The sequence below is a fragment of the Roseibium sp. Sym1 genome, from assembly GCF_027359675.1.
Classification (GTDB): Bacteria; Pseudomonadota; Alphaproteobacteria; order Rhizobiales; family Stappiaceae; genus Roseibium.
The window spans coordinates 2,147,578-2,161,783 of the sequence record NZ_CP114786.1; the positions used below are offsets into that span (position 1 = coordinate 2,147,578).

Here is a 14,206-nt window from a genome sequence, read left to right on the forward strand (position 1 = left end):
AATTTAGCCGGTTCTCTGCGGCGCGCAAGCCCCCCGGCGTGGTCAAATGGTCACCGCGTCAGGCTGGAATAAATCTGCAGCACCAGATCGCCCGGACCAGCCTCTGTCGTGGTGACAACAGGCGTCGGCACGGCGCCGATTTCCAGGTCCAACGCGAAGTCCCGCCAGCGATTGAGCGTGTCGGCAAAGTCCTGCGGTGATTTGCACGCGGCCTCCTGTTCCGGAGAGCGGCCGGAATAACGGTGATAGGAAATGTAGCCGTCTATCTCGAGCGTCAGGTCGGCGGTTCCGGGATCTGTTGCCGCGTCGGCGTCGTCCGCGGGAGCAACGGTGCGGGCCGCCACATAATGGTAATCCTGACGTGTTTTGTCCTGTTCGTCCGATTCGAACCGGATCAGGGTGAAGCGGGAGAGGCTTTGCCAGGACATGTGAGCGCGTTTTCCCGCGGAGATCACGGTCAAGCCTTCCCTTGAGAGCTCAAGCCATGAGTCGGGTTTTGGCCTTCCCCAGAAGGCAAACAAGCCCACTGCGAAGGCTATCCCGATCATGACAGGGACCACGGTTGGAATTCCCTCGAAGACGATGCCGAGAAACGCGGCCAGGGCGACGGCAAGCGCACAGCAGAAAAGAGCGTTCAAAAGACCTGCCTTGATCGGGTCCGGTCTCAAGACAAGTATTTTGGAAGACATCTCTCGACTGTTCCGCTGACGGGATCGGGTGGCAGGACGGGAAACGACGACGCTTCCGGGGCAACGCAACTCACTCCGCTGCCGCCTTGCCGACGGTTTCCTTGACCCCGTAACGGGCCAGGAACATGTCGACGCTTTCCTCGATGATCCGTTCCATTTCGGGCCGTTCGGTGACGCGCCCGCTGTGAATGTTCGGATAGAAGGACCGTGACTTGATGAGGCCGAGAAACTGCGTGGCGGCGAGCCCCGGGTCGTCGACATGGAGCTTGCCCTCGTTTGCGGCCCGCGCGATGAAGTCGCGGAAAACGCTGATCTTGGTCATGCGGCTGTCCATGTCGGCTGCGAGGTCCGGATCGCGGATGGTCTCGCTCATCACCATGCGGGCGAGCGCCATGAAACAGGGATTGATCATCAGGTCGCCTTCCGCCCAGCCGAGGCGGACAAGAAGGTCGCGGATCGGCAGGTCCGGATCGTAAGGCAGCTCGAGCGCGGAATTGACCTGATCGGCCAGGCACTGGTTGATCGCCCGGAACAGAGCGTCCTTGCTTTCGAAGTGATTGTAGACCGTCCGTTTGGAGACCTGGGCACGCTCGGAGATCCGGTCCATGCTGGCACCGGCATAGCCTTTTTCCTGAAACTCCGCGATCGCCGCCACGACGATCTGTTTTTTCTTCTGATCCGATACGGACATTGAATTCCCGTTCCCTCCTGCCACCTTTCCGGCAGGAGAATGCAAGCCCCACCCCTTTCATCCCAAAAATCAGGCCCTATGTAAACTAGGGCGTTTACAGATGCAGCGTTCATGCTTACACTGCACCGTGTAGTTTACATCCTTTAGCCAGACAAGGCCAGCCAAAGGAGACGCCCCCCAAATGTCCGTTACACTTACAATCAACGGGGAAACGCGCACGCTCGACGCCGACCCCGAAAGCCCGCTGCTGTGGGCATTGCGCGACGAACTCGGAATGACCGGCACGAAGTTCGGCTGCGGCATCGCCGCCTGCGGTGCCTGTACCGTCCATCTGGACGGGGTTCCGATCCGTTCCTGCCAGACGTTCGTCGGCGACCTCGAAGGCGCCGACATCACCACGATCGAAGGCATCAGCGACAAGGCGGCCGAAGCCGTCCAGTCGGCCTGGAACGAACTGGACGTGCCGCAATGCGGCTATTGCCAGTCCGGGCAGATCATGGCTGCAACCGCGCTTCTGGCAGAAACGCCGAAGCCGACCGACGAGGACATCGACGCTGCCATGGACGGCAATGTCTGCCGTTGCGCCACCTATGCCCGTATCCGCAAGGCGATCCACCTTGCCGCCGACAAGATGGAGGGCTGATCCATGTTGCATTTGCTTCAAAAACCGCTTGAGGCCGCCAAGCCGACCCGCCGTTCCTTCCTGAAGATGTCCGCGGGAACCGTCGGCGGTCTCGTGCTTGCCATGAACCTGCCGCGCGGCACGGCCGCGGCCGCCGAAGGCGACTTCATCCAGCCGTTCGTGCATATCCGCCCGGACAACACGGTCGTGGTGCTGTCCAAGCATTTCGACATGGGCCAGGGCACCGCGTCGGGTCTGTCGACCCTGGTCGCCGACGAACTCGACGCGGCCTGGGACCAGGTCACGGTCGAGTTCGCACCGTCCAACCCGCAGGTCTACGCCAACACGCTGTTCGGCGTGCAGGGCACGGGCGGGTCGACGGCCATGGCCAACTCCTTCATGCAATACCGCCAGGCGGGGGCCGCCGCCAAGGCGATGATCGTTTCGGCCGCCGCGAAGGAATGGGGTGTGCCGGCGGGTGACATCACCGTCTCGGAAGGCGTCGTTTCGCACGGCTCCGGCAAGTCCGCGACCCTGGGTGAGCTGGCAAGCCTTGCCGCCAACGAGGATGTGCCGGCGGAGCCAGCCCTGAAGACACCCGAGCAATGGGTCTATATCGGCAAGTCCTTCCCGCGCCTTGACGTGAAGAACAAGACGGTCGGCGCGCCGAAGACCTACACGATGGACTTCCAGCGGGATGATCTTCTCGTCGCCGTTGTGGCCCGTTCGCCGCGTTTCGGCGGCAAGGTCAAGTCGTTCGACGCGAGCGAAGCGAAGAAGGTTCCCGGTGTCGTCAACGTGCTCGAGATCCCGGCGGGGGTCGCGGTCATTGCAACCTCCACCTGGCCCGCGATCAAGGGGCGGGGGCTGCTCGGGATCGAGTGGGATGACAGCGAGGCCGAGACCCGCTCCAGCGATGCGATGATCGCGGAGCTGAAGGACATGACCGGCAAACCCGGCCTCAAGGTGCGCGAGGACGGCGATGTCGATGCGGCCCTGGCCGCCTCGGACCGGGTCATCGAAGCGGATTTCGAGTTCCCGTTCCTGGCCCACGGCGCCATGGAGCCGCTGGACATCGCGATGATGTTCGATGGGGAAACGGCCGAATTCTGGTTCGGCTCGCAGATCCAGACCATCGACCACAATGTCGCCGCCACGGTGCTGGGCATTCCGTTCGAGAAGGTCAGGATCAACACGCTGTGGGCCGGTGGCTCGTTCGGCCGGCGGGCACAGGCCGATGCCCATCCGGTGGTGGAAATCACCACGCTGGCCAAGGCGATGCAGGCGGCCGGCATGGAACCGGCGCCCGTGAAGATCGTCTGGACCCGCGAGGATGACATGGCCGGTGGCTATTATCGTCCGATGTCGGCGCACAAGATCAGGGCCGGTCTCGACGCGGACGGCAACGTGACGGCGTTCAAGTACAACATCGCCGCCAAGTCGATCATCAAGGGCACGCCGTTCGAGGCGATGCTGATGAAGGACGGCGTCGACCACAACATGACCGAGGGCGCGCATGACACGACCTACGCGTTCCCGCTCATGAACATGGACCAGGCTTACCAGGAGACCAAGGTTCCGGTGCTGTGGTGGCGGTCCGTCGGGCACACCCACACGGCCTATGTCATGGAAACCATGATCGACCGTCTCGCGAAGGAAGCCGGCAAGGATCCCGTCGCCTACCGACTGGAAATGATCAAGGACGATCCGCGCAAGGTGGGTGTCCTGAAGCTGGCGGCGGAGAAGGCCGGCTGGGACACGCCGGCGCCCGAAGGCCGTTACCGCGGTGTTGCCGTGCACAAGTCCTTCGGCTCCTACGTGGCGGAAGTCGCGGAAATCTCCTTCCGCGACGACGGCACCGTGAAGGTGGAGAAGGTGACGGCGGCGGTCGATTGCGGCACCCCGATCAACCCGGACAACATCCGGGCCCAGGTCGAGGGCGGCATCGGATACGGTCTGGGGGCGGTCCTGCGCAACCAGGTCACGCTGGCAGACGGGGTGGTCGAGGAGACCAACTTCGACACCTACGAGCCGATCCGCATGTCCGACATGCCCGAGGTCGAGGTGCATATCGTGGCGTCGAACGAGGCTCCGAGCGGCATTGGAGAGCCGGGCACCCCGCCGATCGGCCCGGCGGTCGCCAATGCCATCGCCGCGGCCAGGGGCGAGTGGATCACCACGCTGCCGCTGGCTAAAAACGGGCTGGTGTGACGAAACAGCACCCGCAATGCAGAAAGGCCGCCTCCGGGCGGCCTTTTTTGTTGTCGGTTCGCGGTATCCGGTTGCCGGGCGGTCCGGTCAGGAGGCGGCCAGCGCCTCCCGGTCCTTCTTGCGCATGCGTTCGGACGCCGATTTCAGCTGGCCGCAGGCGGCGAAGATGTCGCGGCCGCGCGGCGTGCGGATCGGCGAGGCGTAGCCGGCCCGGTTGACGATGTCGGCGAATTCCTCGATGCGCTCCCAGTCGGAACATTCATATTCGGAACCCGGCCACGGGTTGAACGGGATCAGGTTGATCTTGGCCGGAATGCCCTTCAGGAGGCGGACCAGATCAAGCGCATCCTGGTTGCTGTCATTGACGCCCTTCAGCATCACGTATTCGAAGGTGATGCGCTTGGCGTTCGAGAGGCCCGGATATTGCCGGCAGGCGTCGAGCAGGGCCTCTAGGTTCCATTTCTTGTTGATCGGCACCAGCACGTCGCGCAGCGCGTCGTTGACCGCGTGCAGCGAGATCGCCAGCATGCAGCCGATTTCATCACCAGTGCGGAAAATTTCGGGGACTACGCCCGAGGTCGACAGGGTGATGCGGCGCTTGGACAGGGACAGGCCGTCGCCGTCGGAGGCGATCAGCAGTGCCTGCTTGACATTGTCGAAATTGTAGAGCGGCTCGCCCATGCCCATCATGACGATGTTGGAGACCAGCCGGCCTTCGGACGGGACAATGGCGCCCTGGGGCGTATCGGCGTCCGGGAAATCGCCCAGGCGGTCGCGCGCCATCAGGATCTGGGACAGGATTTCCTCCGCCGTCAGGTTCCGGACCAGCTTCTGGGTGCCGGTGTGGCAGAAGGTGCAGGTGAGGGTGCAGCCGACCTGGCTGGAAACACAGAGCGTGCCCCGGCCTTCTTCCGGAATGTAGACGGTCTCGACTTCCACCGGACGGCCGGCGCCGCGCGGCGGAAAGCGGAACAGCCATTTGCGCGTGCCGTCGACCGAGATCTGCTCGTCAACGATCTCTGGGCGGGCGATGCTAAAGTGATCGTCCAGTTTCTGCCGAAGGTCCTTGGCGATGTTGGTCATCTGCGAGAAGTCGGAAACGCCGCGCACATAGAGCCAGTGCCAGAGCTGCGAGGCGCGCATGCGCCATTGCTTCTGCGGCACGCCGATGGTGCCGAGCGCCTCGCCCAGCTCTTCCCGGGTCAGACCGACCAGAGTCGGTTTGTCCTCGCCGGAGGCGAGCGGCGCCGCAGCGGCTGAAACGGTGGGCGCGTTCGGATTGTCCCGCGCGATGTCGAGTGTAATCGCCATGTCGTGATCCGTTGTCTCATCCGGCGCAGGCAATGGCGCTCATCCAGAAACGCGGCTGCCGGGTTCCCTGAACGGCAGGGAAGACTTCAAGCGCTCCCAAAACCACAATCGGACGAAAAAATCAAGTTTTCGGGTGTGCAGGGGAGCCATGCGCCGACCGGACGCCAAAAGCCCGGCCGGGCGGTGATACGCCCTGCCGGGTTGAAGGAAGGTGCCGAAGAAGACGGGAAGCCGCCTGTCAGCGGCAGGCGCCGGCTGCAGTGTCGATGGCAGCCGTCACGCCGGACAGCGAGAACTTGTAGGTCGTCCGGGTGCCGCGGCTGGATTCGCCGTTGACCGTCATTTCGCGGCCGGCCTTCATGGCCCCGACCAGCTGCGCCTCGGTTGCGGCATTCTCCACCCAGGCTCCGTCATTGTTGGTGAACAGCGTGAAGGCCTTGCCGTCCACATCGACGGTGACGGACGACTTGTCCTTGAACGGATAGCCGACGAGAAGGCTGGGTTCGGAGCTGACGCCCTCCGCCGGGCGGGAGGTTACGAAGAAGAAGACGTCTCCGTGATTGCGGTCGCCCGGAAGCATGGTGGTCGGTTTCGTCAGCGCATAACAGACCTTGCCGCTTCCACCGGTCAGAGCATAGGCCGCCCAATCCTTGTGTTGTTTCAGAAGCGTCGGGGTTTGCGCGAAAGCCACTGCACTCGAAACAGCAAGACCTGCGAGGGCCAGAACCAGCGATTTTGCTTTCATCATCTCCACACCGTTTGGATTAGAGTTTCCGTCAAATTTAATTCAATAGCCGTCTGGCATATAAACCTTGCTTTAATGATAACTTAAAGCGGGTTACGAAAGGGTTGAAGCCCGGCAACCGATATTTGTGTCTTCGACGTCCATGTTGTCCAAACGCTGTTACGGTTAAACGCGGCGACAGTGTGGCAGAGCCCCTGTGCCCCCTTTCGAAATGTGCCGAACCTGCTAAAGATTAGGTCGGGACACCGAATGTCCAATCGACATGAACCATGAAGGCACGATGTTCTACCACGACAAAACCGGTCGGCTTTTTCACCTTCGCAAGCTTTCTCCCGGGATCACGCTGATCCGGGGAATGGCAGGGAGTTGAGCGGCTCTTGGCGCAGACGCACCACTATTCCGATCTTATCGTCAAGGTGGCCACGGACCGGGACAGGGCAGCCTTTGTCGAGCTGTTCGACCATTTCGCGCCACGCCTGAAGGGTTACCTGATGAAGCAGGGGGCGGAGGAAGCCCTTGCGGAAGAGATTGCCCAGGATGTCATGGTCACCCTGTGGCGGAAAGCCGAGCTGTTCGACCCCGGCAAGGCATCCGCCAGCACCTGGCTCTACCGGGTCGCACGCAACCGTCGCATCGACCGGCTCAGACGGCAGAAAACGGCGGAACTCGACCCGGAGGAACCCTCGCTGCAGCCGACGCCGCTGCCCGATGTCGCGGACGAAATGGATGCGCGGCTCCGGGAGGAGCGCGTGCGCTTGGCGATGGAACAGTTGCCCGACGAGCAGAAGGAAGTCGTCCGGCTTGCCTTTTTCATCGGCCAGTCCCACAGCGAGATCGCGGAAGAGACCGGCTTGCCGCTTGGAACCGTCAAGTCGCGGATCCGGCTTGCCTTCGGCAGGCTGCGTCAGCTGATCGAGGCCGACGAGGCCGTCGATGTGGACTAGGCGGGCCGTTCTTGCGCTTGCCGTCTTTGCCGGTTGTTCCCTGCAGGTGCAGGCCGGCGCCCTGCCTGAAGGCTTTGTCTATCTGCGCGACGTCGTTCCCGACATTCACCAGGACATGCGCTATGCCTCGCGCCGGAATTTCATGCGCAGGCGCCTGCCCGGTTACGGCGCGGGCGAATGCGTGCTGACACAGGCGGCGGCGCGGGCGCTCGGCAAGATCCAGAATGCGGCGGTTGCATCCGGCTACTCACTCGTGGTTTTCGACTGTTACCGGCCTCAAGGCGCGGTGGATGCCATGGTGGCCTGGGTTCGGCAGGGAAAAGGCACGGACCCGGACTACTACCCCAATGTGCCCCGGTCCGAGTTGATCCGGCAGGGCTATATCGGCGCCAAGAGCAGCCACGCCCGAGGTTCCACGGTCGACGTGGCTCTGGACCTTCTGGACGAACAGGAAGCGGGATCGAAACAGGTCTGCCGCCGCCGCGACCGCGGGACGGTTGATTTCGGAACGCCGTTCGACTGTTTCGATCCGGCCAGCAGGACGGACTCACGCGCGGTGTCCGAACGCGCGCGCGAATACCGCAATACGCTGGTGGGCCTGATGCGAAAGGGCGGTTTCAGGAACTATCCGGGCGAATGGTGGCACTTCACGCTTGAGGACGAACCGTTCCCGAACCGCTCGTTCGGCTTTGCCATAACGCCGCGATGATGCGCCGGCGAGGTGTCAGTCGGCAAAGACCGGGATCAGTTCGGACACCGCCGTGTCCGTGTATTTCGATCCGGGAAAGACCGAGCCGATCTCGAATTCCATCCAGGTGACCTCAAGCGGCGAGCCGAACGAGAACCGGCTTTTGCGCATGTTGTCCGGCAGGTCGAGCCGTTGACTGCTGCCGTCCGACAATCGCAGTGTCGCGCTGCGCACGCGCGCATTCTTGGCGTAGATGTCCTGGTTCTTGGCATAGCCGTTGACGAGCTCGAAACCTGACAGGAGGCGGGGACGGTCGAAGGTGATCAGGAGTTTCTGTCCCGCACCGTTGCCCGAAACGCCTTCCACCCAGGCCGTCGACAGGTTTCCGTCGAACAGATTGCCGGGGCCGTACCGGTTGCCGTATTGCGGATCGAGAACCGAACTTGCGCAGAAGCGAAGGCTGCTGCCGGCAAGGGAGGCGGTGCGGCAGAAGTCCCGGGTATAGTGCGGTGCCGGCTGGTGCTGCGGTTCCGTCCGGCTGACCGTGATCTGGCTGGCGCCGCCGGAGGCCGGGCCGGACGTGTCGGGAAGCGCCGCGGCGGCCTCCGGCCCCTCTCCGGAACGGCCGCCGAAATAGAATTCACCGATCAGCGCCTCGTTGAGCCACGGCAGCTGGCGTTCTCCCGTCGACAGGTAGACACTTTCGCGGACCTTGCCCATCAGGTGCCGGACCTCGAGGTCCGGGGTGCCGATCAGCCGCGCCAGGGCTTCGGTGAACGGGCTGTTGCTGCCGGAGCCGTCCAGGGCAACATCACCCGGAGAGGTGGCAAAGGCGATCATCATGCCGGCGGCATTGGCCTCCAGCCGCGCCAGGCCGTTGGCCGCGCCCCGGGAGAGGGACCGGGGCAGGGGATTGTTCCGGCAGGCATCGAAAAACACCAGTTTCAGGCGCGCTCCGGAAATTTCCATGATTTCCAGGAGGTCGTTGGCCTTGAGCGCCTGCGCCGGCAGATCGGTGGAGGCCTCGATCTGGGCATCGACCGGCAGCAGCCAGTTCTGGCCATTCACCTGCACGCCGTGACCGGCATAGAACACCAGGGCGACGTCGGCGCCCTCGGAGTTGCGGCCGAAACGGGTCAGGCCTTCCCGGAAGGCCCTGCGGTCGCCGTCGATGATCCGGACGACGTCAAAACCCAGCCCGGTCAGCTTGTCCGCGATCAGGTTGGCGTCGTTGGCAGGGTTGCGCAGCGCCGGCATTGCCTGGTAGGCGCCATTGCCGATGACCAAGGCGGTTTTTGCGGCGGCGAGCACCGGTCCCGGCAGGGCGAAGCTCAACAGGAGCATCAGCCCCGCCACACATTTCATTGTTCCGTTCATTCCATGCCTCCCGCAGCAAGGCAAAGAAAACCGCCGGGCGTGCCTGAAAGCAAGTTGAATTTTCAGGTGCCCGGCACCTTGCGGCCGGTGCGCATTACCGGGCCGCCGCTGACATGTTTCGGCCGTTCCTGCTTCGGTCCCCCGGCCGTGATCGAGCGCTCCGCGTAGCGGCCGAGGGCGCGGTGGCGGTCATACATGACGATCGCGCCGGCCATGGCCACGTTGATGCAGAATTTGGTCGGGATCTTCACCACGTGGTCGCAGCGCGCCAGCATCTCGGGCGACAGCGAGCCGCGCTCGGGTCCGAGCACATAGGCGGCCTGCAGCGGGTGGCCGAAGCTGGGCAGGTCGATGGACTCGTCCGTCAGCTCGATCCCGACCAGTTGGCAGCCCTTGGGCAGATCCATGGCATCGACACTGTCCCAGGTGAAGACGGGCAGGTGTCCGGGGCTCTTCGAGGTATCGGAAGGTGGCGCCTTGCGGATTTTCTGGTCCGCGTCGACAGTGAAGAAAAAATTCGCCCCGAACGCATGGGCAGACCGCATCAGGGTTCCGAGATTCATCCGTTTCGACAGGCCTTCGGCCCCGACCGCAAAGTAACCGCGCATGGGATTTCCGCTGTTTTTGATTTGGCTGTCTCCTTACCCGATATTTCGCGGAGCCGAAAGTTTGCGGTTTATCCGGAATGCCAATTCCTGACACGGGCGTGAGTTGTTAACGTCTGCCGCGAACGCCGCCGCCGCGGTTGTCACAATTCAAGAGGTTGCCGTGAAAGCCTGTCTTTGCAAGTCCTTTGGCCCGCCCTCCAACCTGTCGATCGAGGACATTCCCGAACCCGTCGCCGGTCCTGGCAGGATCGTTGTCCGGGTGAAGGCTTGCGCGCTGAACTTCTTCGACACGCTGATCATCCGGAACAAGTACCAGTACAAACCCGACCTGCCGTTTTCTCCGAGCGCGGAATTTTCCGGTGTCGTGGAGGCGGTCGGCGACGGCGTCAGCGAATTCGCCGCCGGAGACCGGGTCATGGGGTATGTTGGATGGGGCGCCGCGCGGGAAAAGGTCGTGGTCGAGGCCAAGGATATCGTGCGTCTGCCGGACGGGGTCGCGTTCGAGACCGCAGCGGGACTGGCTGTCACCTACGGCACCACGCTGCATGCCTACCGGGACCGGGGCGACCTGAAACCCGGCGAAACCGTCGCGGTGCTCGGCGCGTCCGGCGGGGTCGGCCAGGCGGCGGTCGAGATCGCCGCGATCATGGGGGCGAAGGTGATTGCCTGCGCTTCGTCGGAAGAGAAGCTTGCCTTCGCGAAGTCGCTCGGCGCCGACATGACCCTGAACTATTCCGATCACCCCCTGAAGGAGGGGCTGAAGGAGCTCACCGGCGGCAAGGGAGTCGATGTCGTCTACGACCCCGTTGGTGGGGACCTTTCCGAACAGGCGGTGCGGGCGACAGCCTGGGGTGGCCGGTTTCTTGTCATCGGCTTTGCCGCGGGCGACATTCCGAAAATTCCGCTCAACATCGTCATGCTGAAAGGCTGTGATCTGCGCGGGGTCTTCTGGGGCGCGGCCGTGACGCGGGACCCGGAGGGCAACAAGCGGAACATGGACCAGCTGCTCGCCTGGGTCGAGGAGGGCAAGCTGAAGCCGCATATCCACGGGGTCTATCCGCTGGAGGACATCGCCACGGCCCTGGAGGAAATCGCCGCGCGGAAAGTGCGCGGCAAGGTGATTGTCACACCTTGAGGCTGCGCTGACGGGAACCGATGTGAGAGGTTGTGGCCGGATCCTTCGAGACAGGCCTGTCGGTCTTCCTCAGGATGACGCAGAATGTTCAGTCGGCTCTGAGCGTGCAGCAAAACAAGCGTCATCCTGAGGAGGACCGTCAGGTCCGTCTCGAAGGACCGGCCGCTTGCTCCGGCGAGCCCGACCCTCAGACCGCGAATTCCGCGATCACCGGTGCATGGTCGGACGGTTTTTCCCAGCCGCGGGCCTCGCGCAGAACGCTGGTGCTCCTGATGTGCGGCGCCAGTGGCTGTGACACCCAGACATGGTCGAGGCGGCGGCCCTTGTCGGCCTTGGACCAGTCCTTGGCCCGGTAGCTCCACCAGGTGTAGAGCTTTTCCTCCAGCGGCGTGAACTGGCGCATGGCGTCCAGCCAGCCGCCGGTTTCGCGCAGTTTCTCAAAAAGCTCCGTCTCGACCGGGGTGTGCGAGACCACTTTCAAAAGCTGCTTGTGGGACCAGACGTCGTGTTCGTAGGGGGCCACGTTGAGGTCGCCGACGAGAACGGCCGGTTTTGCGGTCTCCGTACCCTGGAGCCAGGCCTGCATTTCCGCCATGAAGTCGAGCTTGTGGCCGAATTTCGGGTTGATCTCACGATTGGGTTCGTCGCCGCCGGCCGGCACATAGAAATTGTGCAGGCGCAGGCTGGCGCCGTTGAAAGGCACATCGACAGCCACGTGGCGGCTGTCGCCCATCTGGCAGAATTCGCGCTTTTCGATGTTGCTCAACGGCAGGCGGGAGAGGGTCGCGACCCCGTGGTAGCCCTTCTGGCCGTTGATGGCCATGTGCTCGAACCCGGCCTTGCGGAAGGCGGCTTCCGGAAAATTGGCATCCGGGCACTTGGTCTCCTGCAGGCAGATCACGTCCGGCGCGATTTCCTCGATCAGCTGCTCCACGATCGGCATGCGCAGGCGCACGGAATTGATGTTCCAGGTGACGAGTTTCAGCCGGTCGGTCATGAGAGATTTGCCAAGGGTCGTTGCAGGTCCGCCAAGTCATAAGGATTCGGGCTCCAAGCGCAATAGGCTTCACCCTTCACTTTCGTCCTCGGGTGCCTTTCCCGCTTCTCCGGCGCGCTTCAGCGCGAGCTGGGTCGCCGCGGGCCCGATCAGCTCGAACACCACGGTGGAGCCGATGGCGACGGTCAGGATCTCGGTGCGAAAGTCCGGAAAGGCTTCCGCGGCGACCAGAGCCATGCCGAGGGCGACGCCCGCCTGGGGCAGCAGCGACAGGCCGAAAAGATAGCTTTTCCCGGTGCCGGGTCCGTTCGTGAACCTGCCGCCAAGCCAGCCGCCCACCAGACGCCCGGCCAGTCTGAGAACGATATAGGCCGTGCCGAGCAGGCCCAGTTTCAACAGCATCGCCGGCTCAAGGGACGCCCCCGCCAGCACGAAGAAGAAGATCATGAAAGGCCATTCGATATGCTCGATCTCGTGGAAGGGCCGGTTGTGGTGGCGGCCGGTATTGACCACCATGGCGCCGCAGGCAATGCCCGCCAGCAGGAAGGACAGGTCGAGCCAGAGTGCCAGCCCGGCTGTCAGGAAAACGATGCCAAGAGCCTCTGCCAGGGTCGGATCTCCCGGCTGCAGCCGGCCGGACAGGTAGCCTGCAGGCAAACCGATGACGGCGCCGAGAAGGAGCGACCCGGCGATTTCCCAGGCGGCATGCATGAGAGCATCTGATCCGTTGCCGCCCGTGAGGGCCTGTGCCGCCATCAGGCAGAAGGCAAACACCAGGATGCCCCAGAGATCGTCGACGGCGACGACGCCGGAGAGAATGGACGAGAACGGTCCCCTGGCCCGGTACTGGCGGATGACATCGCTGGTCGCAGCCGGGTCCGTGGCCGTTGCCAGGGCTGCCAGCACGAGCGCCAGGACCACGGGAAAGCCAAGCAGCCACAGGCCCGAGAAGACGATGGCGGCCGTGCACAGGACCGCGCTGACGGAGATCACGGTGACGGCGCGGCCGCTGTTTTCCATATGCACCTTGGACAGCTTGCCGCCGAGCAGGAAGGCGACCATGGACAAGGCCAGGACGGCCAGGGTCTCATAAAGCTCTGTCAGGCTGTGCGGCAGCAGGTCGAGGCCGGCCGGGCCCGCCCCGAGACCGCACAGGATCAGCAGGGTCACCCGCGGCAACTGGGTCTTGTGGCCGATCGCGTCCGCCAGCATGCCGGCGAGTAGCAGGGCGCCGATGGCCATCAGGGTCTGGGCGATATCCATGTCTTTTCATGGGGACTCCGGGCAGGTCTGTCTTTGATCCGCCGCAATCCCGCCTTAGTCGGAAGTCTTGGCAAAAGTGGATACGTGTTTTTGCGGAGAATTCGTCATTTCGTCTACACTCCGTTAGGAAATCCAACGCATTTTAGGCGCGGGCGGAAAGCTTTTTTTAACCTATCGAGGTCGCTGTGCTGGAACTGGTCAAGCAATTTTGCTCCGTTTTCGGATTTCTTTTCCTTGGGGCCTGCACGGCTTACGACTTTCCTGACCCGACACCCGAGGACTATGCGGTCCATGGCATCGACATTTCCCGCTGGCAGGGCGATATCGACTGGGTGGCGGCCAAGAAGGGCGGGGTCGCCTTTGCCTGGATCAAGGCAACGGAAGGCGGCGATCATGTCGATCCGCGCTTCGTCGACAACTGGGTCGGTGCACGCAAGGCGGGGGTGCCGCGCGGCGCCTATCACTTCTATTATTTCTGCCGGCCCGTGGAAGAGCAGATTGCGTGGGTGAAGGAGATCATTCCGGTCGATCCGCAGGCGATCCCCCTGGTGCTCGACATGGAATGGAATGCCCATTCCAAAACATGCCAGAAGCGTCCCGCGCGCAGCCAGATCCTCCGGGACATGAAAATTTTCCTGGATGAAATGGAACGGCACTACGGCAAGCGGCCGGTGATCTATTCTTCCGTCGATTTTCACCGCGATCGCCTCGTCGGGGCTCTTAAGGGCGAGCAATTCTGGCTGCGCTCCGTCGCCGATTACCCGAACAACATCTACGACCAGCGCAACGACTGGGTGTTCTGGCAATATACGGCAGAGGGCCGGGTGCCGGGCGTGCGCGGCGATGTCGACCGGAACGTCTTTTTCGGCACCAAGTCGCAGTTTCGCGACTGGCTCAACGGCAATTTGAAGCGCTGACATACGGG

14 protein-coding genes are annotated in these 14,206 nt (G+C 63.1%); 6 read left to right on the forward strand and 8 right to left on the reverse strand.

Annotation, left to right across the window (positions count from 1 at the left end; translation table 11 throughout):
- Positions 1-50 precede the first annotated feature (50 nt).
- Positions 51-689 (reverse strand): hypothetical protein, encoded by a 639-nt coding sequence (locus O6760_RS09830; RefSeq protein WP_269585196.1) that lies wholly within the window; start codon positions 687-689, stop codon positions 51-53.
- A 70-nt stretch (positions 690-759) separates the two neighbouring features.
- Positions 760-1,380: a TetR/AcrR family transcriptional regulator gene (locus O6760_RS09835; RefSeq protein WP_269585197.1), complete on the reverse strand. Its 621-nt coding sequence runs from the start codon at positions 1,378-1,380 to the stop codon at positions 760-762.
- A 181-nt stretch (positions 1,381-1,561) separates the two neighbouring features.
- Between O6760_RS09835 and O6760_RS09840 the strand changes: the two genes are divergently transcribed.
- Both O6760_RS09840 and O6760_RS09845 read left to right on the forward strand, forming a co-directional pair.
- Complete coding sequence (locus O6760_RS09840; RefSeq protein WP_269585198.1) at positions 1,562-2,023, forward strand: (2Fe-2S)-binding protein; 462 nt, start codon at positions 1,562-1,564, stop codon at positions 2,021-2,023.
- 3 nt (positions 2,024-2,026) lie between these two features.
- Entirely contained in the window at positions 2,027-4,213 is a 2,187-nt protein-coding gene (locus O6760_RS09845; protein ID WP_269585199.1) for a xanthine dehydrogenase family protein molybdopterin-binding subunit, read from the forward strand.
- Positions 4,214-4,300: 87 nt separating this feature from the next.
- Here the strand turns inward: O6760_RS09845 and rlmN are convergent, their stop codons facing one another.
- Both rlmN and O6760_RS09855 read right to left on the reverse strand, forming a co-directional pair.
- Positions 4,301-5,524 (reverse strand): 23S rRNA (adenine(2503)-C(2))-methyltransferase RlmN, encoded by a 1,224-nt coding sequence (gene rlmN, locus O6760_RS09850; protein ID WP_269585200.1) that lies wholly within the window; start codon positions 5,522-5,524, stop codon positions 4,301-4,303.
- Positions 5,525-5,762: 238 nt separating this feature from the next.
- Entirely contained in the window at positions 5,763-6,272 is a 510-nt protein-coding gene (locus tag O6760_RS09855) for an invasion associated locus B family protein (protein WP_269585201.1), read from the reverse strand.
- A 374-nt stretch (positions 6,273-6,646) separates the two neighbouring features.
- Here O6760_RS09855 and O6760_RS09860 point away from each other — a divergent pair, with 374 nt between their 5' ends.
- Together O6760_RS09860 and O6760_RS09865 are read left to right on the forward strand one after the other, a co-directional pair.
- Positions 6,647-7,213 carry a sigma-70 family RNA polymerase sigma factor gene (locus O6760_RS09860; RefSeq protein WP_269585202.1) on the forward strand — a complete coding sequence of 189 codons (567 nt, stop codon included), beginning with the start codon at positions 6,647-6,649 and terminating at the stop codon, positions 7,211-7,213.
- Entirely contained in the window at positions 7,203-7,922 is a 720-nt protein-coding gene (locus O6760_RS09865; RefSeq protein ID WP_269585203.1) for a M15 family metallopeptidase, read from the forward strand. The genes O6760_RS09860 and O6760_RS09865 overlap by 11 nt, the downstream gene beginning before the upstream one ends.
- A 15-nt stretch (positions 7,923-7,937) precedes the next feature.
- Here the strand turns inward: O6760_RS09865 and O6760_RS09870 are convergent, their stop codons facing one another.
- On the reverse strand, positions 7,938-9,278 hold the full coding sequence (locus O6760_RS09870) for an NADase-type glycan-binding domain-containing protein (RefSeq protein WP_269585204.1): 1,341 nt from the start codon (positions 9,276-9,278) through the stop codon (positions 7,938-7,940).
- Between the two features lie 62 nt (positions 9,279-9,340).
- Positions 9,341-9,886, reverse strand: coding sequence for an RNA methyltransferase (locus O6760_RS09875; RefSeq protein WP_269585205.1), 546 nt, complete (start codon positions 9,884-9,886; stop codon positions 9,341-9,343).
- A 160-nt stretch (positions 9,887-10,046) separates the two neighbouring features.
- Here O6760_RS09875 and O6760_RS09880 point away from each other — a divergent pair, with 160 nt between their 5' ends.
- Positions 10,047-11,021, forward strand: coding sequence for an NADPH:quinone oxidoreductase family protein (locus O6760_RS09880; protein WP_269585206.1), 975 nt, complete (start codon positions 10,047-10,049; stop codon positions 11,019-11,021).
- A 187-nt stretch (positions 11,022-11,208) separates the two neighbouring features.
- On the opposite strand, the gene xth is transcribed toward O6760_RS09880, so the two are convergent.
- Both xth and O6760_RS09890 read right to left on the reverse strand, forming a co-directional pair.
- A complete protein-coding gene (gene xth / locus O6760_RS09885) occupies positions 11,209-12,018 on the reverse strand; it encodes an exodeoxyribonuclease III (RefSeq protein ID WP_269585207.1) in 810 nt (269 codons plus the stop codon).
- A 69-nt stretch (positions 12,019-12,087) separates the two neighbouring features.
- A complete protein-coding gene (locus O6760_RS09890; RefSeq protein WP_269585208.1) occupies positions 12,088-13,281 on the reverse strand; it encodes a cation:proton antiporter in 1,194 nt (397 codons plus the stop codon).
- 185 nt (positions 13,282-13,466) lie between these two features.
- On the opposite strand from O6760_RS09890, the gene O6760_RS09895 reads away from it, so the two are divergent.
- Complete coding sequence (locus tag O6760_RS09895) at positions 13,467-14,198, forward strand: glycoside hydrolase family 25 protein (RefSeq protein ID WP_269585209.1); 732 nt, start codon at positions 13,467-13,469, stop codon at positions 14,196-14,198.
- Positions 14,199-14,206: the final 8 nt, after the last annotated feature.

Excerpts from the sequence above, each read along its gene's own strand:
- O6760_RS09830 (WP_269585196.1), bottom strand. The coding sequence starts at position 689 with ATGTCTTCCAAAATACTTGTCTTGAGACCGGACCCGATCAAGGCAGGT.
- O6760_RS09835 (WP_269585197.1), bottom strand. The coding sequence starts at position 1,380 with ATGTCCGTATCGGATCAGAAGAAAAAACAGATCGTCGTGGCGGCGATC.
- O6760_RS09840 (WP_269585198.1), top strand. The coding sequence starts at position 1,562 with ATGTCCGTTACACTTACAATCAACGGGGAAACGCGCACGCTCGACGCC.
- O6760_RS09845 (WP_269585199.1), top strand. The coding sequence starts at position 2,027 with ATGTTGCATTTGCTTCAAAAACCGCTTGAGGCCGCCAAGCCGACCCGC.
- rlmN (WP_269585200.1), bottom strand. The coding sequence starts at position 5,524 with ATGGCGATTACACTCGACATCGCGCGGGACAATCCGAACGCGCCCACC.
- O6760_RS09855 (WP_269585201.1), bottom strand. The coding sequence starts at position 6,272 with ATGATGAAAGCAAAATCGCTGGTTCTGGCCCTCGCAGGTCTTGCTGTT.
- O6760_RS09865 (WP_269585203.1), top strand. The coding sequence starts at position 7,203 with ATGTGGACTAGGCGGGCCGTTCTTGCGCTTGCCGTCTTTGCCGGTTGT.
- O6760_RS09870 (WP_269585204.1), bottom strand. The coding sequence starts at position 9,278 with ATGAACGGAACAATGAAATGTGTGGCGGGGCTGATGCTCCTGTTGAGC.
- O6760_RS09875 (WP_269585205.1), bottom strand. The coding sequence starts at position 9,886 with ATGCGCGGTTACTTTGCGGTCGGGGCCGAAGGCCTGTCGAAACGGATG.
- xth (WP_269585207.1), bottom strand. The coding sequence starts at position 12,018 with ATGACCGACCGGCTGAAACTCGTCACCTGGAACATCAATTCCGTGCGC.
- O6760_RS09890 (WP_269585208.1), bottom strand. The coding sequence starts at position 13,281 with ATGGATATCGCCCAGACCCTGATGGCCATCGGCGCCCTGCTACTCGCC.